The 22,700-nt window shown below is 68.5% G+C and carries 20 protein-coding genes and 1 riboswitch; of the genes, 6 read left to right on the forward strand and 14 right to left on the reverse strand.

All coding sequences use genetic code 11. From position 1 onward, the window contains the following. Positions 1-20 precede the first annotated feature (20 nt). Together M2317_RS02725 and dapE are read right to left on the reverse strand one after the other, a co-directional pair. The gene (locus M2317_RS02725) at positions 21-1,232 is read right to left on the reverse strand and encodes a hypothetical protein (RefSeq protein WP_429457072.1); all 1,212 of its coding nucleotides are present in this window, start codon (positions 1,230-1,232) and stop codon (positions 21-23) included. Next, positions 1,214-2,287, reverse strand: a complete 1,074-nt coding sequence (gene dapE, locus M2317_RS02730) for a succinyl-diaminopimelate desuccinylase (protein WP_429457074.1) — start codon at positions 2,285-2,287, stop codon at positions 1,214-1,216. The genes M2317_RS02725 and dapE overlap by 19 nt, the downstream gene beginning before the upstream one ends. Before the next feature lie 71 nt (positions 2,288-2,358). Here dapE and dapD point away from each other — a divergent pair, with 71 nt between their 5' ends. Then, positions 2,359-3,312 carry a 2,3,4,5-tetrahydropyridine-2,6-dicarboxylate N-succinyltransferase gene (gene dapD / locus M2317_RS02735; protein ID WP_429457077.1) on the forward strand — a complete coding sequence of 318 codons (954 nt, stop codon included), beginning with the start codon at positions 2,359-2,361 and terminating at the stop codon, positions 3,310-3,312. 220 nt (positions 3,313-3,532) lie between these two features. Continuing rightward, positions 3,533-5,011: a DEAD/DEAH box helicase gene (locus tag M2317_RS02740; RefSeq protein ID WP_429457079.1), complete on the forward strand. Its 1,479-nt coding sequence runs from the start codon at positions 3,533-3,535 to the stop codon at positions 5,009-5,011. A 296-nt stretch (positions 5,012-5,307) separates the two neighbouring features. On the opposite strand, the gene M2317_RS02745 is transcribed toward M2317_RS02740, so the two are convergent. The 8 genes from M2317_RS02745 to typA form a co-directional block, all read right to left on the reverse strand. Beyond that, positions 5,308-6,603 (reverse strand): citrate synthase, encoded by a 1,296-nt coding sequence (locus tag M2317_RS02745; protein WP_429457081.1) that lies wholly within the window; start codon positions 6,601-6,603, stop codon positions 5,308-5,310. 161 nt (positions 6,604-6,764) lie between these two features. Beyond that, the gene (gene dapC, locus M2317_RS02750; protein WP_429457083.1) at positions 6,765-7,877 is read right to left on the reverse strand and encodes a succinyldiaminopimelate transaminase; all 1,113 of its coding nucleotides are present in this window, start codon (positions 7,875-7,877) and stop codon (positions 6,765-6,767) included. A 2-nt stretch (positions 7,878-7,879) separates the two neighbouring features. Then, complete coding sequence (gene fdxA, locus M2317_RS02755) at positions 7,880-8,200, reverse strand: ferredoxin (protein ID WP_264157310.1); 321 nt, start codon at positions 8,198-8,200, stop codon at positions 7,880-7,882. 9 nt (positions 8,201-8,209) lie between these two features. Next, entirely contained in the window at positions 8,210-8,668 is a 459-nt protein-coding gene (locus M2317_RS02760; protein ID WP_429457086.1) for a histidinol dehydrogenase, read from the reverse strand. Between the two features lie 40 nt (positions 8,669-8,708). After that, positions 8,709-9,023, reverse strand: coding sequence for an AzlD domain-containing protein (locus M2317_RS02765; RefSeq protein WP_429457088.1), 315 nt, complete (start codon positions 9,021-9,023; stop codon positions 8,709-8,711). Then, positions 9,020-9,727 (reverse strand): AzlC family ABC transporter permease, encoded by a 708-nt coding sequence (locus tag M2317_RS02770; RefSeq protein ID WP_429457090.1) that lies wholly within the window; start codon positions 9,725-9,727, stop codon positions 9,020-9,022. The genes M2317_RS02765 and M2317_RS02770 overlap by 4 nt, the downstream gene beginning before the upstream one ends. A 47-nt stretch (positions 9,728-9,774) precedes the next feature. Continuing rightward, complete coding sequence (locus M2317_RS02775) at positions 9,775-10,860, reverse strand: phospholipase (RefSeq protein WP_429457092.1); 1,086 nt, start codon at positions 10,858-10,860, stop codon at positions 9,775-9,777. A 270-nt stretch (positions 10,861-11,130) separates the two neighbouring features. After that, positions 11,131-13,041: a translational GTPase TypA gene (gene typA, locus M2317_RS02780; protein WP_429457094.1), complete on the reverse strand. Its 1,911-nt coding sequence runs from the start codon at positions 13,039-13,041 to the stop codon at positions 11,131-11,133. Positions 13,042-13,139: 98 nt separating this feature from the next. Between typA and M2317_RS02785 the strand changes: the two genes are divergently transcribed. Next, positions 13,140-13,913 (forward strand): CPBP family intramembrane glutamic endopeptidase, encoded by a 774-nt coding sequence (locus tag M2317_RS02785; RefSeq protein WP_429457096.1) that lies wholly within the window; start codon positions 13,140-13,142, stop codon positions 13,911-13,913. Here M2317_RS02785 and M2317_RS02790 read toward each other — a convergent pair whose 3' ends face one another. The 4 genes from M2317_RS02790 to M2317_RS02805 all read right to left on the reverse strand — a co-directional run bounded on the left by M2317_RS02790 (position 13,914) and on the right by M2317_RS02805 (position 19,205). Continuing rightward, positions 13,914-15,626: an ABC transporter ATP-binding protein gene (locus M2317_RS02790; protein WP_429457098.1), complete on the reverse strand. Its 1,713-nt coding sequence runs from the start codon at positions 15,624-15,626 to the stop codon at positions 13,914-13,916. Then, on the reverse strand, positions 15,623-16,576 hold the full coding sequence (locus tag M2317_RS02795) for an ABC transporter permease (RefSeq protein WP_429457100.1): 954 nt from the start codon (positions 16,574-16,576) through the stop codon (positions 15,623-15,625). The genes M2317_RS02790 and M2317_RS02795 overlap by 4 nt, the downstream gene beginning before the upstream one ends. Next, positions 16,566-17,495: an ABC transporter permease gene (locus M2317_RS02800; protein WP_429457102.1), complete on the reverse strand. Its 930-nt coding sequence runs from the start codon at positions 17,493-17,495 to the stop codon at positions 16,566-16,568. Before M2317_RS02800 ends, M2317_RS02795 begins: the two co-directional genes overlap by 11 nt. Before the next feature lie 81 nt (positions 17,496-17,576). Then, complete coding sequence (locus M2317_RS02805; RefSeq protein ID WP_429457104.1) at positions 17,577-19,205, reverse strand: peptide ABC transporter substrate-binding protein; 1,629 nt, start codon at positions 19,203-19,205, stop codon at positions 17,577-17,579. 246 nt (positions 19,206-19,451) lie between these two features. Further along, positions 19,452-19,543, forward strand: a riboswitch (glycine riboswitch). A 130-nt stretch (positions 19,544-19,673) separates the two neighbouring features. Between M2317_RS02805 and M2317_RS02810 the strand changes: the two genes are divergently transcribed. The 3 genes from M2317_RS02810 to M2317_RS02820 are packed head-to-tail and all read left to right on the forward strand — an operon-like array spanning position 19,674 to position 22,688. Continuing rightward, on the forward strand, positions 19,674-20,435 hold the full coding sequence (locus M2317_RS02810; RefSeq protein WP_429457106.1) for a DUF5058 family protein: 762 nt from the start codon (positions 19,674-19,676) through the stop codon (positions 20,433-20,435). A gap of 32 nt (positions 20,436-20,467) precedes the next feature. Continuing rightward, positions 20,468-21,208: a hypothetical protein gene (locus M2317_RS02815; protein WP_429457108.1), complete on the forward strand. Its 741-nt coding sequence runs from the start codon at positions 20,468-20,470 to the stop codon at positions 21,206-21,208. Between the two features lie 25 nt (positions 21,209-21,233). Continuing rightward, the gene (locus tag M2317_RS02820; RefSeq protein WP_429457110.1) at positions 21,234-22,688 is read left to right on the forward strand and encodes an amidohydrolase; all 1,455 of its coding nucleotides are present in this window, start codon (positions 21,234-21,236) and stop codon (positions 22,686-22,688) included. The last annotated feature ends 12 nt before the right edge of the window (positions 22,689-22,700 follow it).

Below are 22,700 nucleotides of genomic sequence, written 5' to 3' on the forward strand. Positions count from 1 at the left end.
AGAATCCGTCATGAACGATGTCACGGAACCTGCCAGAACGTGTTCCCCAGGGCGTACACGTGATAGATCCACACCCACTGGCCGATGACGCACAGCATCAGCACCGCCATCCGGTAGCGGAGCCGTCGAGGAACGACCGCACCCCACAACGGGCTGAGAGGCATGAGCAGCCGGAACGTGGACGACTGCGGGAAGAAGACCGCGAGCAGATACAGCAGGTAGCTGGCACTCCACAGCCGGACGTCCACGCCGAGCCGGCGGACCGACGGTGCGAACAGCAGCGCGGCGACGAGTGCCGCGACCAGCATCGCCAGCGCGATCAAGCCCCACCAACCCGGCATCCCCCACTGGGCGAACCAGAAGGATGCCGCCTCGATCCAGCCCTGGAACGGCACGAAGCCGGATTCCCCCATGCCCCATGCGCGCCGCCAGGCCAACTCGGTCGCGAGATACGACCCGGCGTCGCCGGTGACGATGCCGGCGATCGCCTGCCAGGCGAAGCCCGTGACCGTCGCGAGCGCCCCCAGCGCGATGATGTGCACGATCTCCCGCCCGGCCAGCGGCTCACGGGCACGGCGCACCCAGCGCACGATCCCGTGCAGCCCCAGGAACAGGGCGAACGCGAGGATCCCCGGACGGGTGAACGCCATCAGAGGGATGAGGACGTACAGGATGCCGTAGCGCCGCCGCTGCACGGCATCGATCGCGAACAGCAGCATCATGACGAACAGCGCCTCGGCGTAGCCCACCTGGAACAGTGCGGCCAGGGGGCCGGAGGCGAAGAACGCGACCGCCCACAGCGCGGCGGCGGATCCGATGCGCTCGTGCAGCAGACGGTGCAGTGCGATGCAGGCGAAGTAGCCGGCGACGAGCGAGATCACCAGTGCTCCGGCGCCCCACGATCCCAGAGGCAGGCCGACGATCTTCGCGGCGTACGCGTAGACCGGCATGAACGCCCAGCCGTTCTCGGCGACCTCGCCTGCTTCCGTGCGCGGCAGGTCGGCCGGATATCCGTCGACAGCCACCAGCCAGTACCACTGCGCGTCCCAGCCGATCACGAAGTCGGCGATCCCGGCTTCCGCTCCGTAGCGCGACGACGGACCGGACAGCATCGCCGCAAGAGCGAGCAGACCCGTCGTAGCGAGGCGCGCGGCGATGTAGATCGCCGCGATGCGCGCGGCGATCGGGGCCTGCGCCCAGCGCCTGGCCGGCGTCAGGACCCGGTCAGCCACGCGCGCAGGCCGCGCTCGACGGCGTCGATCTGGGCAGTGGGCACGCGCTCCTCGTCGTGGTGCGCGAGCAGCGGATCACCTGGACCGTAGTTCACAGCCGGGACTCCGAGAGCGGAGAAGCGCGCGACATCGGTCCAGCCGTACTTCGGGCGCGGCTCCGCGCCGACCGCGGCGACGAACTGCTGAGCGATCGGGGCATCCAGACCCGGGCGGGCGCCCTCGGCGGCATCCGTGACCTCGACCTCGAATCCGGCGAGCACCTTGCGCACGTGGGCGGCGGCGTCCTCTGCGGACTTGCTCGGCGCGAAACGGTAGTTGACCTCGACCTCGCACAGGTCCGGGATGACGTTTCCGGCGACGCCGCCCGTGATGCGCACAGCGCTGAGGCTCTCGCGATAGACCAGGCCTTCGACGGCGACCTCCTTGGCGCGGTACTCGGCCAGACGGGCGAGGATCGGAGCCGCTCCGTGGATCGCGTTCTCGCCCACCCACGCGCGCGCACTGTGAGCGCGCATCCCGTGCGTGCGCACGACGGCTCGCAGGGTGCCGTTGCAGCCGCCTTCGACCTGTCCGTTGGACGGCTCGCCCAGGATCGCGAAGTCCGCCTGGAACAGGTCCGGCCGGTCTTTCGAGAGCAGATTGAGTCCGTTCAGCGTCGCCGCGACCTCTTCGTTGTCGTACCACATCCAGGTGATGTCGACGACGGGGTCCGTCAGCTCGGCGGCGAGCTTGAGCTGCACGCCGACCCCGGCCTTCATGTCGACCGTGCCGCGGCCCCAGAGGTGCGGTTCGCCGTCGATGTCGACGTCCCGGGTGGGCACGTTGTCATTGATGGGCACGGTGTCGATGTGCCCGGCGATCACGACGCGCTGCGCGCGCCCCAGATCCGTGCGCGCGACGATCGTATTGCCGTGCCGGATCACCTCGAGGTGCGCGAGAGGTCGGACCGCCGCCTCGATCGCGTCGGCGAGATCGGCCTCGGCACCCGAGACGCTGGGCATGTCGCAGATCGTCCTGGTGATGTCGAGCGCGGACGCGGAGAGGTCGAGTGCCATGCCCTCAGCCTACGGCGCACGCGAGCGACACGTGTCGTGGGGCCCGCTGGTGGGCACGGTAGCGTTGTCCCATGAGCAATGCGCGCACGGTATGGGGTGTCGGACTGTCCACGATCGCACACGACGGCACGGTGCTGGACGCCTGGTACCCGGAGGTCGGGTTCGGTGCGCTGGATGCCGCGGATGCCGTCGCCGCCGTCGCGACCTGTGACGCGCTGGCCGAGGCCGATGAGCGGCGCAACGTCCGCACCGAGCTGGTGCAGCTGCAGATCGACCTCGACGAGGCGCCGGCGTCGACCGCCGACGCCTACCTGCGTCTGCACGCGTTGTCGCGCCTGCTCGTCCAGCCGAACGACCTGAACCTGGACGGCGTCTTCGGGCACCTCCCGAACAACGCCTGGACCTCCGCCGGCCCCATGCTGCCCGCCGACGCCGCCCGGTTGCGTCCGCTGCTGCAGCGCAACGGGATCCAGGTGCAGGGACTCGACAAGTTCCCGCGACTGACGGATTACGTCCTCCCCGAAGGGGTCCGCATCGCTGACGCCTCCCGCGTGCGGCTCGGCGCGCACCTGTCCCCCGGCACCACCGTCATGCACGAGGGCTTCGTGAACTTCAACGCCGGCACGCTCGGGCCCGTGATGGTCGAGGGCCGCATCTCGCAGGGTGTCGTCGTCGGTGCGAACAGCGACATCGGTGCGGGCGCGTCGATCATGGGCACCCTGTCGGGCGGTGGCACGGTGCGCGTCTCGATCGGCGAGCGTTCGCTGCTCGGCGCGAACGCCGGCATCGGCATCGCGCTCGGCGATGATTGCGTCGTCGAGGCCGGCCTGTACGTGACCGCGGGTTCCAAGGTCGTGCTGGCGGACGGCCCGAAGACCGCCGACGGGGGCAGGAAGACCGTCAAGGCGGCGGAGCTCAGCGGCCGCGACGGCATCCTGTTCTGGCGCAACTCGGTCACCGGCGCCATCGAGGCCAAGCAGCGCGCGGGCGTCGGCGTGACTCTGAACGAGGCACTGCACGCCTGATCCGGTTCGCATGCGCCGCGGGGCATGCCACTGCTGGTAGGCTTGTGAGGTTGCCTTCGGGTGACTGCGTCGTCGTCACGGGTCTCTGAGGACCGAAGCGAACTGATCCGCTCCAGCTTCCGGCTGGCGTTTCGAACGGCGAACCGGTGCGCAGCTCTTGCGCCCTCGCCCACCTCACACCCACTATGCGCGCACACTCGCGCGCCGATGGAGCACCACTATGCCTACTTTCCTCGAACTCGGCGTCCCCGCGCCTCTCGCAGCCGTTCTGGCCGCCGAGGGCAAGACCGAGGCGTTCGCGATCCAGCGCGACACCCTCCCCGACTCGCTCGCCGGACGCGACCTGCTCGGCCGCGGACGCACCGGCAGCGGCAAGACGATCGCCTTCGCCCTCCCCCTCGTCGCCCGTCTGTCCGCCTCCGACAAGCGCACCCGCCCCGGACACCCGCGCGGCCTCGTGCTCGCGCCGACCCGCGAACTGGCCACGCAGATCGCCGCGACTGTGGCGCCGCTGGCGAAGGCCGCCGGCCTCACGGTCGCCACGATCTTCGGCGGCGTCAGCCAGCGTCCGCAGGAGCAGGCGCTGCGCAGCGGCGTCGACATCATCGTCGCCTGCCCCGGCCGGCTCGAAGACCTCATGAAGCAGAAGATCGCCTTCATGGATGCCGTCGAGATCGCCGTCCTCGACGAGGCCGACCACATGGCCGACCTGGGCTTCCTGCCCGGTGTCACCCGCATCCTCACGGCGACGCCTGCGGGCGGCCAGCGCCTGCTGTTCAGCGCGACGCTGGACCGCGGCATCGACTCGCTCGCGCGCCGCTTCCTCGTGAAGCCGGTCAGCCACGAGGTCGATGAGGCCAGCGTCCCGGTGGGCGAGATGACCCACCGCGTGCTGCTCGCCGATGCCGAGCGCAAGAAGACGCTCGTCAACGAACTGGCATCCGGCCTCGGCCGTCGCATCCTCTTCACGCGCACCAAGCACCAGGCGAAGAAGCTCGCCAAGGCGCTCACCGCAGCCGGCATCCCCGCGGTCGACCTGCACGGCAACCTGTCGCAGAACGCCCGCGAGCGCAACCTCGCCGCGTTCTCGTCCGACCCGGCCGACGGCGGCGTCCGCGTCCTCGTCGCGACCGACGTCGCCGCGCGCGGTGTCCACGTCGACAACGTGGACCTCGTGGTGCACGTCGACCCGCCCGTCGAGCACAAGGCGTACCTGCACCGCTCCGGGCGCACCGCTCGCGCCGGCGCTGCGGGAACCGTCGTCACGGTCGTGCTGCCCGAGCAGCGCCGCGACGTGAAGGATCTGCTGCGAAAGGCGCAGATCGACGCTGCGCTGGAGCCGGTCACGAGCGACATCGTCGACGACCTCGTCGGCGATCGCGCCGCGTACGTCAAGCCGGCACCCGTGCAGCAGCAGACGCAGGGCGGCGGTCAGCGCAAGCCGCAGGGCGGCGGGTCACGCGGAGGGCAGTCGCAGGGCGGCCAGCGCGGCGGCCAGAAGCAGTCCGGCTCGCGCTCGGGCGGCCGCAGCCAGGGCGGCCGCGGCGCCGCATCCGGCTCCGCACGCAGCGACGTCCCCCGCGGCGGCTCCGTGTCCCGCTATTCAAGCGAGAGCGGCTCGCACGCCCCGGCATCCGGTCAGCAGCGCAGCAGCCAGCGCCGTCGCTCGCAGCGCCCGTCCGGCGCCCCGCGCGCCTGACGCCATGACGCGAAAAGGCCGCTTCCCTCCTGGGAAGCGGCCTTTTCGCTTCTCCTGTCGCCCTTCCTCCGGCCTCACCCCACCGGTTCCGGTCGCAGTTCGTGCCGCTCACCGACTCCGCCGCGCAACTGCGGTCGCAGTTCGCGCCGCTCACGCGTCCGCGAAGCGGCATGAATCGCGACCGGAGTGCGCCGGCCGACCTGCATAACGGCACGAACTGCGACCGGAGCACACAGCCGAAACGCGAAAGAGCCGCTCCCCAGGAGGAAAGCAGCTCTCGCGTAGGATCTCGCGCGTCAGCGCGTCGGGAACGAGCGCTCCGGTGCTCCCGTGTACAGCTGCTGCGGGCGACCGATCTTGGTCTGCGGGTCGAGGTTCAGCTCGCGCCACTGCGCCAGCCAGCCCGGAAGACGGCCGATCGCGAACAGCACCGTGAACATGCGCGTGGGAAAGCCCATCGCCTTGTAGATCACGCCGGTGTAGAAGTCGACGTTGGGGTACAGACGGCGCTCAACGAAGTAGTCGTCCGCGAGGGCGATCTCCTCGAGCTCCTTGGCGAGGTCCAGCAGCGGGTCGCTGACGCCGAGCGAGGCGAGCACCTCATCGGCGGCGTTCTTGACGAGCTTCGCGCGCGGGTCGTAGTTCTTGTAGACGCGGTGACCGAAGCCCATGAGCTTCACGCCGTCTTCCTTGTTCTTGACCCGCTCGACGAAGCGCTGCACGCTCTGACCCGACTCGCGGATCTGTCCGAGCATCGTCAGCACCGCTTCGTTCGCCCCGCCGTGCAGGGGCCCGGAGAGCGCCTGGATGCCGGCGGAGATCGACGCGAACTGGTTGGCGCCGGTCGAGCCGACCAGGCGCACTGTCGAGGTGGAGGCGTTCTGCTCGTGGTCCTCGTGCAGGATCAGCAGCAGTTCGAGCGCCTTCGACATCACCGGGTTGACCTCGTACGGCTCGCTGTGCACGCCGAAGTTCAGCTTGAGGAAGTTGTCGACGAAGCTGAGCGAGTTGTCCGGGTAGAGGAAGGCCTGGCCGACGCTCTTCTTGTGCGCGTAGGCGGCGATGACCGGCAGCTTCGCGAGCATGCGGACCATGTTCAGCTCGACGTGCTCCGGGTTGTTCGGGTCGGTCTGTCCCTCGTAGTACGTGGACAGCGCAGCGACGGCCGACGACAGCACCGACATGGGGTGCGCCGTGTGCGGCAGGGCCGAGAAGAAGTGCTTGAGATCCTCGTGCAGCAGCGTGTGTCGGCGGATGCGCTCGTCGAAGTCGGCCAGTTCATCCGGCGACGGCAGTTCGCCGTAGATGAGCAGCCAGGCCACCTCGAGGTAGTTGCAGTTCTTCGCGATCTCCTCGATCGGGTAGCCGCGGTAGCGGAGGATGCCCTGGTCGCCGTCGATGAACGTGATCGCCGACTTCGTCGACGCCGTGTTCACGAATCCGTAGTCCAGGCCCGTATAGCCGGTCTGGCGGGTCAGCGTCGAGAAGTCGATGCTGTCGTTGCCGCTCGTGCCGCGCACCACCGGGAACTCTGCTGTGGTTCCGTCGATCGAAAGCGTCGCCTTCACCTGCTGGTCTCCCGTCGCGCTCACGCGGGCCTCCTCTTACGTCTGTGTCGACCGTGTTGGTCTTGCTCGTCGATTCACGGCGTCGTGCGCCGGGGCAGATCTCGACCGAATCGCCTTTACAGCCTAGTGCGCACTCCGGCCTACTGTGACATCCGCCAAGAGATGCACGTCCGGGATGCCGATATCTACAGACCCGCGGCGAGCAGCCGTCGCGCGGCCTCGGCGACCCGCTCGGCGGGGGCCGTGAGAGCCAGGCGGATGTGCTGGGTCGAGCTCTCGCCGTAGAACGGCCCCGGCCCCGCGAGGATGCCGAGATCGGCCAGGCGCGCCATCGACTCCCAGGCGTCACGGCCCTCGGTCACCCACAGATACAGCCCCGCCTCGGAACCGTCGATGCGGAACCCGGCGGCTGCGACGGCCGGCACGAGCAGGTCGCGCCGTTCGCGGTACAACGCCTTCTGAGCCGCGACGTGCGCGTCGTCGCCCAGCGCCACGGCCATGGCGTGCTGCACGGGCGCCGGCGGCATGAGCCCCAGGTGCTTGCGTGCAGTGAGCAGGTCGGCGACGATGCGCGCGCACCCGGCGACGAACGCCGCGCGGTACCCGGCGAGGTTGGACTGCTTGCTCAGCGAGTACACGCTCAGCAGGTTCGCCCGGCTGCCTCCTGTCACGCGCGGGTCGAGCACGGACGGGATCGGCTCGGTCGCCCAGGGGCCGTCCCAGCCGAGTTCCGCATAGCACTCGTCGCTCGCGATGACAGCGCCGAGCTCGCGCGCGCGGCGCACCGCCGCCGCCAGTTCGTCGACGGTCCAGGTGCGTCCGTCGGGGTTGCCCGGGGTGTTGATCCAGATGAGCTTGGTGCCGTCGGGCCAGTCGGCGGGATCATCGGCGCGCACCGGAGTCGCACCGACGACGCGCGCGCCCACCTCGTAGGTGGGATACGCGACCGTCGGGTGCACGACGATGTCGCCTTCGCCGAGTCCGAGCAGCGTCGGCAGCAGGGCGACGAGCTCCTTCGAGCCGATGGTCGGCAGGACGTTGTCGACGGTCAGATCCGGCACACCGCGTCGGCGCGCGTACCAGTCCACGATCGCCTCGCGCAGATTCGGGGTGCCGACCGTCTGCGGGTAGGCGTGCGCATCCGTCGCCTCGGCGAGGGCCACGCGGATGATGTCCGGCGTCGGGTCGACCGGCGAGCCGACCGAGAGGTCGACCAGGCCGCCGGGATGCTGAGCTGCGCGCTCGCGGAACGGAACGACCGCGTCCCAGGGATAGTCGGCGAGATCGCGGACCGACACCCTCACTCCCCCTGCGGGGGGAGCGCGGCGATGATCGGGTGGTCGAAGTCGTAGACGCCGACCTTGGCGGCCCCGCCTGGGGAGCCGATCTCCTCGAAGAACTCGACGTTGGCCTTGTAGTAGTCGGCCCACTCCTCGGGGAGGTCGTCCTCGTAGTAGATCGCCTCGACGGGGCACACGGGTTCGCACGCCCCGCAGTCCACGCACTCGTCCGGGTGGATGTAGAGCGAGCGTTCGCCCTCGTAGATGCAGTCCACGGGACACTCGTCGATGCAGGCACGATCCTTCACATCGACACAGGGCAGAGCGATCACGTACGTCACTCCCCCAGTCTACGTCCCGTCGGAGGCGCGCTCCTCCCGAACGCCGGGAACCGAGGTCACGATGGGCGGCGCTTCCACCGGCGCCGGAGTCGCCGGGACGATTGCCGCCGCCTGCGGTCGGGAGAACCGCGGCCACGCCACGGCGAGCAGGACGAGACCTGCGACGAGGTAGATCCACACCCGCCCCCAGATCGTGTCGGCGACGACGACGGAGCCGCCGGGGCCGACGCCCGAGATGAGCGTCACCATCCCCAGCATCCCGAGTCCGGCGGCCAGTGTCGAGGCGCGATCGTGCGTGAGCGCGCGAATCGCCACGAGCAGAGCGGCGCAGGCGATCGCGGCGACGATCAGTCCGACCGGGACCGGCCCCCAGGTCAGACTGTGCGCGATGGTCCCCGCGATTCCGTACACGCCGCCGACGACGGCCGCGGCGGCCCAGGAGAGGATGCGGGAGAGCCAGGTGTTCACCCCGTGAGTCTACTGGCGCCGTGTTCCGGTGCCGCTGGGCTCACGCCGCCCAACCCGCCCATCGCAGCAGCGCAGCGACGGCCGCCGCGGCGAACACGACCACGAGGAACGACTGGCGCAGCCACAGCAGCACGGCGGCGACCAGCACGGCGGGGACTCGCGCATCCACGACGATGGACTGTCCGTCGCCGAGCGTCTGCACGGCCACGAGCGCCGCCAGCAGAGCGACGGTGAGCAGGTCAGAGATCCGAGCCGGCCGTGGGGCGGCAAGCACGTGCGCCGGGATGAGGTAGCCGAACGCCTTCAGCGCGACGCAGATGCATGCGGCCAGGAGCACCGCGCTCCAGATGCTCATGGCTGCGCCTCGGCATCCCTCACGGCATCCCGTCCGAGCCAGTTGAACCAGCCGACGACGATCGCGACGACGGCGGCCAGCAGCACGGGGATGCCCGGCATGAGCCACGGCGTGACGGATGCCGCGACGACGGCTGCCGCGACACCGACGGCGACCGCCTGCCGCCGCTTCAGCCGCGGCCAGAGCAGTGCGAGGAACGCGGCGGCGGCCGCGGCATCCAGACCCCAGGTCTTCGGATCCCCCAGAACGTCGCCGAGCAGCGCGCCGACGAGGGTCATGACGTTCCAGCCGAGGAAGATGCCGATGCCGGTGACCCAGAAGCCGACCCGGCTCAGTCGCGGATCGGACTGCGAGATCGCGACGGCGGTCGACTCGTCGATCGTGAAGTGCGCAGCGGCCGCGCGTCGCCAGAAGCCCCGCCCGATGATCGGCGACATGCGCATGCCGTAGGCGACGTTGCGCACCCCGAGCAGCGCCGCCGATGCGATCGCGGACGGCAGCGCCGAGATGCCGCCGGAGGCGAGCACGCCGATGAAGGCGAATTGCGATCCGCCGGTGAACATGACGAGGCTCAGGACGCAGGTCTGCCAGACGTCGAGGCCCGCAGCGACCGCCAGCGCTCCGAACGAGATGCCGTACGCGCTGGTCGCAAGGGCGACTCCGAGGCCCTCCCGCCAGACTTCACGGGAGCTCTCGGTCGTCATCCCATCATCCTAGGGGCGGGTGGACCGCCCCTAGGATGAACGGTCGATCAGTACCAGTTCGTGGCCTGCGAGTGTCCCCACGCGGCGCACGGCGAACCGTAGACGCTGTCGATGTAGCCGAGGCCCCAGGCGATCTGCGTCGTGGCGTTGGTTCGCCAGTCCGCCCCGGCGCTGGCCATCTTGTCGCCGGGCAGCGACTGCGGGATGCCGGTCGCACCCGACGGGTTGTAGGCCTTGTAGTTCCAGCCGGATTCCTTGTTCCACAGCGACTCCAGGCAGGAGAACTCGCCGTCGCCCCACCCGTACCGATCGGCGGCCATCGTGCGGGCGCTCGCCTTCGCGCCTTCCGGCGTGTTCGCAGCGGCTGCGGCAGCGGCAGCACGCTCTTCGGCTGCCTTCTTCTCGGCCGCCGCCTGCTGCGCCGCGGTGAGCGCTGCACGCAGGGTCGCCGTCGCGGTCGCCATGGCAGTGGCATCGGCGGTGATGTCTGCAGTTTCCAGCACCAGCTCGAGCGGGGCCTTCTCGTCGGATTCCGCCTCGGCGGCGGCCGCCGCGAACCCGGCTGCCGTCGCGGGAGCCGCGGTCTCCGCGGGAGCAGCGGCGTCAGCAGGCGCAGCATCCGTCGGAGTCGCGGTCGCGGCGTCGACCGCTGTCGCGTCGGAGGCGGGCTCGGCTGTGTCGACGTCGACGTCGACCGCGACCGCGAGGTCTGCGATGTCGGCCTCCAGCGCCGAGGTGTCGATCGCCGTGGTCGTCGTCGTAGCGTCGAGCGTCAGGCCGGACGCCGCCACCTCGGCGGTGAGGGCCGCGGCATCCGCGACGGCCGCCTGCGCGGTCGTGACGGCGACCTGCGCGTCTTCCGTGATGTCGGCGAGTGGCAGCGCCATCGCGACGGCACCCGTCGCGGGGCCGCTGGGACCGGCGGCGGTCACTGTCGTCAGCGATGCGATGGCATCGGAGTGCGCGTCGACGGCGGCAGCGGCCGAGGAGGCGGTGCCCGCCGTGATCGCGACGCTCAGCACGGCGCCCAGCGCGATGCCGAGCACGAGCGGGTGGCGGGAGGTGACATCGGCGTGCGCGTGCGCCATCGTCGCGGCGCGCGCGGACGCACGGGTGTTCGGGGAATGCAGCATGAAGGGTTCGACTTTCGGGTCGTCGTCGGCCCGGACCCCATGCAGGGCGGTTCATCGGGAGCCGTTTCCCGGGCACGAACACCGAGTCTGGCCAGCCCACCTGGGCGAAACCATTCATGCACCTGGATGCACCGTGGGTTTTCCCCGGGAATCGTCGCCGACGGCTCCCGGGAAAGTATGTTATGAGTTCGTTATCTTCGAGGGATGCCGCGTAGGTACGACGACGCCCCCGACAACCGATCGCTCGGCCGCCGGGGGCGTGTCAGAAGTTCAGGCGTTGGCGTCCTGGCGCTTCAGGCGCGAGGTCTCGCGGCCGCGGATCGTCTGGTCGAGGATGACCTTGCGGATGCGGACGACCTCGGGCGTGACCTCGACGCATTCGTCGTCGCGGGCGAACTCGAGGCTCTCCTCGAGCGTCAGCTGGCGCGGCGGCGTCATCGACTCGAAGGTGTCGGAGCTCGCCGCACGCATGTTGGTGAGCTTCTTCTCCTTGGTGATGTTCACGTCCATGTCGTCGGCACGCGAGTTCTCGCCGATGACCATGCCCTCGTAGACCTCCTGCGTGGGCTGCACGAAGAACGACATGCGCTCCTGCAGGGCGATCATGGCGAACGGCGTGACGACGCCCTGGCGGTCGGCGACGATCGATCCGTTCTGACGCGTCGTGATCTGGCCGGCCCAGGGCTCGTAGCCGTGCGAGATCGCGTTCGCGATGCCGGTGCCGCGGGTCGTGGTGAGGAACTCGCTGCGGAAGCCGATGAGACCGCGCGACGGAACGATGAACTCCATGCGCACCCAGCCGGTGCCGTGGTTCGTCATGTTCTCCATGCGGCCCTTGCGGTTCGCGAGCAGCTGGGTGATCGCGCCGAGGTGCTCCTCCGGCGTGTCGATCGTCAGGTGCTCGAAGGGCTCGTACGTCTTGCCGTCGACCTTCTTGGTGACCACCTGCGGCTTGCCGACCGTGAGCTCGAAGCCCTCGCGGCGCATGTTCTCGACGAGGATGGCCAGCGCGAGCTCGCCTCGACCCTGGACCTCCCATGCGTCGGGGCGTCCGATGTCGACGACCTTGAGCGAGACGTTGCCGATGAGCTCCTTGTCGAGGCGGTCCTTGACCATGCGCGCGGTGAGCTTGTGGCCCTTGACCTTGCCCATCAGCGGCGACGTGTTGGTGCCGATCGTCATCGAGATCGCCGGGTCGTCGACCGTGATGGCCGGGAGCGGACGGACATCCTCCGGGTCGGCGATCGTCTCGCCGATGGTGATGTTCTCGAAACCGGCGATGGCGACGATGTCGCCGGGGCCGGCCTCCTCGGCGGGGTAGCGCTCGAGGGCGCGGGTCTTCAGCAGCTCGGTGATACGGGCGTTGCTGGTCGTGCCGTCCGAGCGCACCCAGGCGACGGTCTGGCCCTTCTTCAGCGTGCCGTTGAACACGCGCAGCAGCGCGAGGCGGCCGAGGAACGGGCTGGAGTCGAGGTTGGTGACCCACGCCTGCAGCGGAGCCTCGTCGTCGTACGACGGAGCCGGCACGTGCTGCAGGATCGCCTCGAACAGCGGCTCGAGGTCGTCGTTGTCGGGCAGCGATCCGTCAGCGGGACGGGTGAGGGATGCCGCACCGGCACGACCGGACGCGTAGACGACGGGCACGTCGAGCAGTGCGTCGACGTCGAGGTCGGGCACGTCGTCGACGAGGTCCGAAGCGAGGCCCAGGAGCAGGTCGTGCGCCTCTTCCTCGACCTCGGCGATGCGCGCGTCCGGACGGTCGGTCTTGTTGACCAGAAGGATGACGGGCAGCTTCGCCTCGAGCGCCTTGCGCAGCACGAAGCGGGTCTGCGGCAGCGGGCCCTCGGAGGCGTCGACGAGCAGGACGACGCCGTCGACCATGGACAGACCGCGCTCGACCTCTCCACCGAAGTCGGCGTGGCCGGGGGTGTCGATCACGTTGATCGTGACGGGAACCTCGGTGTGAACGCCGTTGTACGTGATCGCGGTGTTCTTCGCGAGGATCGTGATGCCCTTCTCGCGTTCGAGATCGTTCGAGTCCATCGCACGTTCGTCGACGTGCGCGTGCTCGCCGAAGGAGCCGGTCTGACGGAGCATGGCATCGACCAGAGTGGTCTTGCCGTGGTCCACGTGCGCCACGATGGCGACGTTGCGGAGGTCGGAGCGGAGGGCGTGCGCCATGAAGGAGTCCTCAGAAGAATGTGGGATGCGCCGGGATGCCGACTCTTCAGGATATCGCACGCTCGCTGAAGCCTCACTGTGCGGCATACGATCGTCGGGTGACGACTCCCCCGGCATCCCGCACGCGCCTGTGGTGGGAGATCGCGATCGTGCTGGCGCTGGGGCTGGGGCAGTCCGCGATCTACGCGATCGTGCAGCTCGCCTACCGGCTGACGGACACCACGCCGCTCGCCGACCAGACCGCGACGCTCAACCCGTCGCGCAGCGACCGCGAGATCTTCGACTTCATCTATCAGGTGCTCTCGATCGGGTTCTCGCTGGTTCCGGTCGTGCTCGTCTGCTTCCTGCTGTGGCAGAGCTCCCGCCCTCATCTGGGCCGGCTGGGACTGGACGGCACGCGCATCCCCCGCGACACCGGGCGCGGCATCCTGCTCGTACTCGCCATCGGCATCCCCGGTCTCGCGCTCTACCTCGTCGGCCGGATGCTGGGCTGGTTCGTCGCGGTCGACCCCACGGGGCTGGACGCGCACTGGTGGACCGTGCCGATCCTGCTGCTGTCCGCCGCGCGCGCGTCGATCCAGGAGGAGTTCGTCGTCCTCGGCTACCTGTTCGCGCGCCTCAGACAGCTGGGCTGGGGACCGTGGGCGATCATCGTCGCGACGAGCGTGCTCAGGGCCAGCTACCACCTGTACCAGGGGCCGGGCGCATTCGTCGGGAACCTCGCGATGGGGCTGCTGTTCGGCTGGCTGTTCTCGCGCTCGGGGCGTCTGCTGCCGTTTCTCGTCGCGCACTTCCTCATCGACGCGAGCGTGTTCGTCGGCTACCCGTGGGCGGCGGCGACATGGCCCGCACTGTTCGGGCTGCCGTCGTGATCAGCTCGTCCCCTGCCCGAGAGTGATCGCCGCGCCGGGGATCGCGTCGAGCAGTCGCCGCGTGTACTCCTCCCGCGGGTTGGCGAAGATCTCGTCCACTGTGCCGTGCTCGACGATCCTGCCCTGCTCCATGACGCAGACGCGATCGGCGATCACGCGCACGACCGCGAGATCGTGCGTGATGAACAGGTAGGTCAGATCGAGGTCCGATTGCAACTGAGCGAGCAGTTCGAGCACCTGTGCCTGCACGAGGACGTCGAGTGCCGAGACCGCCTCGTCGAGCACCACGATCTCGGGCTTGAGTGCCAGCGCTCGCGCGATCGCGACTCGCTGCCGCTGTCCGCCCGAGAGTTCGTTCGGATACCGGTCGACGACGCTCGAGGGAAGCGCCACCTGGTCGAGCACTTCGAGCACGCGTGCTCGACGCGACGCCGCGTCTCCGACACGGTGCACCCGCAGCGGCTCGGCGACGGTGTTGCCGATGTTGTGCAGCGGATCCAACGACCCGTACGGATCCTGGAACACCGGTTGCATCTGTCGGCGCAGCGCCTGCAACTCGCGGCGATCGAGCTCATCGACGTCGCGGCCGTTCACACGGATCGTCCCCGACGTCTTCGGTTCCAGGCGCAGCAGCAGCTTCGCCGCCGTCGACTTCCCGGAACCGGATTCGCCGACGATCGCCATCGTCGACCCCTTCGGCACGGAGAGCGAGATGCCGTCCACCGCGGTGAACGGCTGGGAGCGGAGGCCCGTTCCTCGGATCCGGTAGACCTTGGTGACATCGGCGAACTCGATCGCGGTCGGCGCATGCGCCGTCGGCTCCGCCGAGGGCGCGAGAGCAGCGAGATCCAGGTCGTCCGGGAGCGTGGAGGCCGCGCTCTTCGCTCCCGTCTGGATCCGCTTGGATGCCAGACTGGGAGCGGCTGCGACCAGTCGCTGCGTGTACGGATGCCGAGGATTCTGCAGGATCTCCAGAGCCGGTCCGGATTCGACGATCCGCCCACGGTGCATCACCAGAAGGTTCTCCGCCCGCTCGGCCGCGAGACCGAGGTCGTGGGTGATGAACAGCACCGCGGTGTTGCGTTCCGCCGTGAGCGTGGCGAGGTGGTCGAGGATCCGCTTCTGGACGGTGACGTCGAGCGCGCTCGTCGGCTCATCCGCGATGAGCAGCTCCGGATCTGAGGACAGCCCGATTCCGATGAGCACCCGCTGCCGCATGCCTCCGGAGAACTCGTGCGGGAACTGCCGCAGCCGACGTTCGGCGTCGGCGAGGCCCGCTTCGTTCAGCACGGCTATCGCCTTCTTGCGCGCCGCGCGACGACTCGAGGCGAGACCGTTCGCGAAGATCGTCTCCTGGACCTGGAAGCCGATCCGGTGCACGGGGTTGAGGCTGTTCATCGGGTCCTGCGGCACGAGTCCGATCCGCTTGCCGCGGATGTCCTCGATACCTGACCGACCGAGCGTCGTGAGCTCCTGACCCTGCAGACGCACAGAGCCGCCCGTGATCCGACCGCTTCCGGGGAGGAGGTTGATCAGGGCGTGCGCCGTCGTCGACTTTCCCGAGCCTGATTCGCCGACGATCGCCATCGTCTCGCCCGGATAGATGTCGAAGCTGACGCCCCTGACGGCGGGGACGTATCCGTCCTGGGTCTTGAACGCGACCTCGAGGTTCTCGACCGAGAGCAGCGGTCCTTCCAGCTCGTTGCGGCTCATCGCAGCGCCCTCGCCTTCGGGTCGAGCGCGTCGCGTACCGTCTCACCGAGCATGATGAACGACAGCACCGTGAGCGACAGCGCGATGGATGGGTAGATCAACGGGAGCGGATCTGTGCGCAGCCGGATCTGCGCCTTCGAGATGTCGGTACCCCACGACACGATGTCTCCGGGGAGCCCTACTCCGAGGAACGACAGCGTGGCCTCCGCAGTGATGGCGGCCGCGAGGCCCACCGTGCTCACCACGATCACCGGCGCGATCGAGTTCGGCAGCACGTGCGTGAACATCGTGCGCACCCGGGAGACACCGAGGGCTTCGGAGGCCAGGACGAAATCGTTGGAGCGCACGCGCAGGATCTCCGATCGGAGGATGCGGGCGGTCGCCGGCCACGCGAAGAAGCCGATCGCGAGCGAGATCACCAGGATGTTCCGGTTGTCCAGGAACATCGACATGATCACGACCGCGGCGAGGATGTACGGGATCGCGAAGAACATGTCGCTGATGCGCATGAGCAGCGAGTCGACCCATCCGCCGAAGAACCCGGCGAACGCGCCGATGACGATGCCGAGCACGGCGATGATGATCGTCACGATGACACCGACGCTGAGGGATGTGGATGTGCCGTGGATGACCCGCGAGTACACGTCGCATCCCTGGAAGTCGTACCCCATCGGATGCCCGGCTGTCGGCGGATCGTTGGAGTAGTCGAGGTTGCACGTGGTCGGGGATATCTGGACGAACAGCCCCGGGAAGATCGCGATGATCGTCAGCACGACGACGATGAAACCGGCGGCCCAGAACATCCACCGCCCACGGAGGTCGCGCCAGGCGTCCAGCCAGAGATTGCTCTTGCGTTCACTGACGCGCACGGCATCGACCGCGCCGATGCCCTCCTCGTCGGTCTCCGCGACGAAATGCGGCATGCGGTGGGTCGGAGTGTTATCGGGCATAGCGGATCCTCGGGTCGAGCACGCCGTAGAGAAGGTCGATCAACAGGTTCACGAGCACATAGATCACCACGAGGATCGTGACGATCGAGACGATCTCCGGCCCGTCGTGACGGTTGATGGCCTCGAACAGTTCGTTGCCGACACCGGGGACGTTGAAGATGCCCTCGGTGACGGTCGCGCCGACGATCAGGATGCCGAAATCGGCCGCGAGGTTCGTCGTGACGGGGATGAGGGAGTTGCGCAGCACGTGGACCGGGATCACCCGGCTGCCGGACAGCCCCTTGCCATAGGCCATGCGCACGAAGTCCTGCTGCCGCGTCTCGATCACCGAGGCCCTCGTGAGGCGGATCACATACGCGAAGTTCAAGGCGGCGAGCACGATCGCCGGAAGTATCAGATCGCTCCACGGCGCGCCAGGACCCACGGTCGGGCGGAACCAGCCGAGTTGGATGCCGAGGAAGAACTGCGCGACGAAGGCGAGCACGAACACGGGCACCGAGATGAGCACGAGACTGACCAGCATCGAGACGTGGTCGATGATCCCGTTCTTGCGAAGGCCGGCGATCAGCCCGATCGTGACGCCGAAGACGAGTTGGATCAGTACCGCGAGCAGCGCGAGGCGCAGCGTCACCGGGAACGTCCGCGCGAGGATCTCATTGACGCTCTGCCCCCGGAACGTCGTTCCGAGGTCGCCCTGGAACAGGTCGCCGAGGTAGATGAAGTAGCGCTGGATGAATGGCTGATCCAGATGGAAGCGCTCCTGCAGCGCGGCGTACTGCGCGGGCGTCGGCGTCTTGTCGCCGAACAGGGCGAGAATCGGGTCGCCGGGCAGCAGGAAGACCATCGAATAGATCAGGAACGTGGCCCCGAGGAACACGGGGATCGCCTGGAGCAGGCGACGGAGGATGTAGGCAGTCATATCAGGCACGCGCGTCCTGCGGTGCGGGGCGACGCATGACCGTCGCCCCGCACCACGGACCCAGGCGGGAACCGAGTGTCACTACTCCTTGGTGATCTCGAAGATGATCGGCCAGCTGTCCCAGCCGTACTCGACGTTCTCGACCACGGTGGAGTAACCGGCATTGGTCGATCGGTACCAGAGCGGCAGGACGGGCAGGTCCTGGAAGAGGACCTCCTGGGCCTGCTCGAACAGGGCATTGCCCTCTTCGACGGACGGCGCCGTCGCGCCCTGCTGAACCAGCGTGTCGTACTCCGGGTTCGAGTAGTCGCCGTCATTCGACCCCGCGCCCGTGATGAACAGCGCACCAAGGATGTTGTACGCACCCGGGTAGTCGAACTGCCACCCCGAGCGCGTCGCAGCGTTCAACGTGCGGTTGGAGATCTCTTCGCGCAGCGTCGCGAGGTCGGGGTACGACTGACCGATCGCATCGATGCCCAGCGTGTTCTTCAGCTGGTTGGCCACTGCATCCACCCAGGGCTGGTGTCCGCCGTCGGCGTTGTAGGCGATGGTGAACGTTCCGCTCCACGGCGAGATCGCGTCGGCCTGCGCCCACAGGTCCTTGGCCTTGTCGGCGTCGGCGTGCGTGACCTCGGATCCGGGGATCGAGTCGGACCATCCTTCGATGACCGGCGACGTGTAGTCCACCGCCGGCGTCCTCGTCCCCTCGAAGATGACATCGGTGATCTGCTCGCGGTCGATCGCGTACGAGATCGCCTGGCGGCGCAGCAGACCCTCTTCGTCGTTTCCGAAGTGCTCGAGTCGGGCGGGGATCGTCAGACCCTCCCAGATCGCGGCGCCCTGATCGACCGCACGGTCGCCGAGGTCGTCCTTGTAGGTGGCCAGCGCCGACGGAGGCACGTTGGGGTTGATCACATCCAGGTTGTCACCGAGCAGATCGGAGTACGCCGCCTCCTGCGTGGCGTACACGACGAGATCGACGCCACCGTTCTGCGGCTGACGAGGACCGTCGTACGTCTCGTTCGGCACGAGCGAGATCACCTGGTCGTGCTCCCACTTGTCGAGCTTGTACGGGCCGTTGCCGATGGGGGCCTCCCCGAACGCCTCAGGGTCATCGAAGAACGACTCGGGCAACGGCGAGAACACCTGATAGCCGAGCGTGATCGGGAAGTCGGACTGCGGTGCGGCGAGTTCGACGGTGAACGAGGTGTCGTCGACGACCTCCAGCGCGAGCGCGCCCTCCTCGCCCGCGGCCTCGGGGTTGTAGCCGGCGAAGTTGCCGAACCACCACTGGTTCTCGAACTCGGCATCCGATGCCGCGTACTGCCACGCATCGACGAAGGAAGCCGCAGTGACGGGCGTACCGTCGCTGAACGTCTGGTCGGCCTTGATCGTGATGGTCCAGTTCTGGTTGTCCTCGGATTCGATGGACTCGGCGACGTCCATCGCCATGGCACCGTCGGCTTCGTAGTACACCAGCCCGGCGAAGATGTTCTGCAGCACCAGACCGCCGCCGACCTCGTTCGTGACGGCCGGGATCAGCGGGTTCTGCGGTTCGTTGTTCTGGACCGTGACGACGCCGGTCGACGCCCCGGAGCCCTCGTCCCCGCCGGTCCCCTCGCCGCTGTCCCCCGACGAGCATCCGGCCAGTGCGATGACGCCTGCTGTGAGCAGCGCCGCGCCCGCGAGGGCGCTCCTGTTTCGCTTCACTTCGTATCCTCCTGGGTACTCGGGTAGCGCCGCACTCCTCATCGAGTGCGTCGTGATAACCAGAGCGTATGCCTGTGGACGTCGCGGCGGCAGTCCCCGTTAATCAACCGTTACTGAACGGGCGGTCAGAAATAATCTGACCGTTACAGGGCCGTAACAGCATTGGTCTTCCGCTGTAATCGGACGATGTCCATTATTGAGACACAACACGAAGAACGGCGGTCGTACACCGACGACCGACGCCCGAACAGTCACCGGGGAGAGATCCGCACTCGATGCGGACGCCGAAGGGGCAAGCCACCCGCCAATCTCTCAGGCAGAAGGACTCGGCGACTGGGGAACTCTGGAGAGAGGCCTCGCGGGGCCCGCCGACGGGGAAGCGCACAGCGCGACGCTCTCAGGCACAACGGACAGAGGGGAAGCGGAACTCCGCCCGGGGTTCGGCAGCTCTACGCAAGGAGACCGCCTGTGTCCTTCGTCCCCATCGCCCTCGATCCGGACTCCACCGACATCCTGTTCGCGGCGAATCAGCCCGTGCTGTGGCTGTGCGCGGCCGGCGTCTTCGCCGTCATCGCGGCGCAGACCGTCATCTACTACCGCGCGGCGCGACGCGTCGCGCCCGCCGTCGAGATGAGTGCAACCGACGTGAAGCGCTCGTTCCGCTCCGGCGCCGTCGCCGCGATCGGCCCCTCCATGGCCGTGGCGCTGATCGCCGTCACGCTGCTGAGCGTCTTCGGCACTCCCGGCGTTCTCACCCGCATCGGCCTGATCGGCTCGGCCGCGTTCGAGGTGGGCGCCGCAGGAATCGCCGCCGACACCCAGGGCGTCACGCTCGGCGGGGAGGGCTACACGCAGCAGGTCTTCGCGACCGTGATGCTGTGCATCGCGCTCGCGGGATCCGGATGGATGCTCGTCACGCTCATCGTGACCCCGCTCCTCAAGCGCGGCACCGACCGCCTGGAAGCCAAGCAGGCCGCCGCGACAGGCGGGGCGATGGCGATCATCCCGACCGCCGCGCTGCTCGGCGCGTTCGGCACCTTCGGCATCCAACAGCTCCAGAAGGGCCTCGCCGTGGCGATCGTCGCGATCGCGAGCGCTCTCGTGATGCTCCTCTGCCTCTGGATCGCCAAAGCGCTCCATCAGAACTGGCTGAAGGAATGGGCTCTGGGCATCTCGATGATCGTCGCGATCGGCGTCGGAATCCTCGTGTCGAGTGCAGGCATCCAGTGAACGTCCCCGAGAACCAGAGCGGAGCATCCCTCATGTCGACATCCACTTCTCCGACGACCTCGCCCCTGACCGCGGGAGCCTGGAAGCAGTTCGATACGACGACATCGCGGTGGGGACGCATCACGATGATCCTCGCGCTCGTCTTCATGCTCGCCGGCCCACTCGTGCTGGCGATCGAGTTCGGCGTCCAGGTCTCGGCGGTCGCCGCCGGTGTCCTGGCCATCGCCCTCGCGTTCGGCGTGCTGTGGTTCATCGAGCCGCTGTCGTACTTCCCGATCCTGGGAGCCGCGAGCATGTACCAGGCGTTCATGATCGGCAACATCAGCAACAAGCTCGTACCGGCAGCGATCGTGGCGCAATCCGCGATCGGCGCCAAGCCGGAGACGAAGCGCGGCCAGCTCGCCGCCGTTCTCGCGATCTGCGGCGCCGCCGCGACGCACCTGGTGAGTCTGATCGTCTTCGTCGGGCTCTTCGGTTCGATGCTGCTGCGGCTGCTCCCACCGGAGATCATCACCCAGGTGCAGACCTTCGTGCTGCCGGCCGTCATGGGTGCCGTGGTCGTGCAGATGATCTCGTCGAATCCGAACCTCCGGATCCTGACGATCGCCGTCGTCGTCGGCGTCGTGGTCCAGCTCGTCCTCACCCCGCTGTTCCCCGTCGTCGCGCTGTTCGGCATCGCGATCTCCGTCGTCGCGACGGTCGTCCTCGCGCTGATCATCCCCGCAGGGAGGAAGAAGCCGCAGACCGCCCCCGCATCCGAAGACCTCTCCTGAAAACCCGAGTCCTGGAGGACCGCACATGATCACCGAAACGACAACGACCGTCGCCGCGATCGCCCCGATCGTCGACGACCTCGCCCCCCGGTTCGTCCGCCTCAGCGACGACATCTGGGCCGAGCCGGAGCTGCGCTGGGAAGAGCACGCGTCGATGGCCAAGCAGATCGCCGCCGCCGAGGAGTTCGGCGGCCGGATCACCCGTGCCGCCGGCGGTGTCCCCACGGCGTTCAGCGCCGAATGGGGCGCCGGATCCCCCGTCATCGGGTTCCTCGGCGAGTACGACGCCCTCGCAGGTCTCAGTCAGGCGGCCGGTGCGACCGAACGGACCCCGGATCCGGACAGCGGCAGCGCTGCCGGTCACGGGTGCCACCACAACCTGCTGGGGTCGGGATCCCTGCTGGCCGCCGTCGCCACTGCCAGGCATCTCGAGGCCGCCGGCCTGCCGGGAACCGTCCGCTACTACGGCTGCCCGGCGGAGGAGGGCGCGGCGGGCAAGACGTTCATGGTCGCGGCCGGCGCCTTCGACGACGTCGATGCAGCGGTCACGAACCACCCGATGCCGCTCGCATCCGCGGCGCAGTGGAAGACCCTGGCCTACACCCAGGCCTACTTCCGCTTCCGCGGACTGGCCGCCCACGCGGGTGCCAACCCTCAGCACGGCCGAAGCGCATTGGATGCCGCAGAACTCATGAACGTCGGCGTCAACTTCCTCCGGGAGCACATGGACGATACCGATCGCATCCACTACGCGTTCATCGACGCGGGAGGCACATCGGCCAACGTCGTCCAGCCGACCGCCGAGCTGTACTACATCGTGCGCTCCCCCACCGTCGCCCGGATGCGCACGCTCTACGAGCGCGTCAAGAAGGTCGCTGAAGGCGCGGCGATGATGACGGAGACCGAGGTGGAGATCGAGTTCGACGGCGCCTGCGCCGAGGTGCTGCCCAACGTCACCCTCGAGAAGCGCATGCAGTCCGTGTTCGAGGATCTCGGCGGAGTCGGATTCGACGAGGCCGATCAGGCCTACGGCCGCGTCCTGGCCGCCGGCCTGCCCGAGGGCGCCGCCGAGGCGATGAAACGACAGCTCGGCATCCCATCGGACAGCCCCGCGTACTTCGACGGAGTCCTGCCGCTGCCGCCGGCGGCCTTGCGCCCTCAGATGACCGGCTCGACCGATGTCGGTGACGTGAGCTGGGTCACCCCGACCGTCCAGATGGGGGCGGGCACGGCGATCATCGGCACCCCTGGGCACTCCTGGCAGATGGTGGCGCAGGGCAAGACCCCCGCCGCCCACAAGGGCATGATCCACGGCGCGAAGGTCATGGCGGCGACCGCGGTCGACCTGCTCACGGACGCCGAACTGCTGGCTGCCGCACGGGCTGAGTTCGCCGACGTCGTCTCCGTGACGCCGTACGACAAGCCGCTGCCCGACGGTCTGATCCCGCCGTCGCTGCGTCCGACGTACCGCCCGGCCTGACGCGAGGCAGGA

Origin of the sequence: Microbacterium sp. ZKA21 (assembly GCF_050434165.1) — a bacterium.
Taxonomy (GTDB): Bacteria; Actinomycetota; Actinomycetes; order Actinomycetales; family Microbacteriaceae; genus Microbacterium.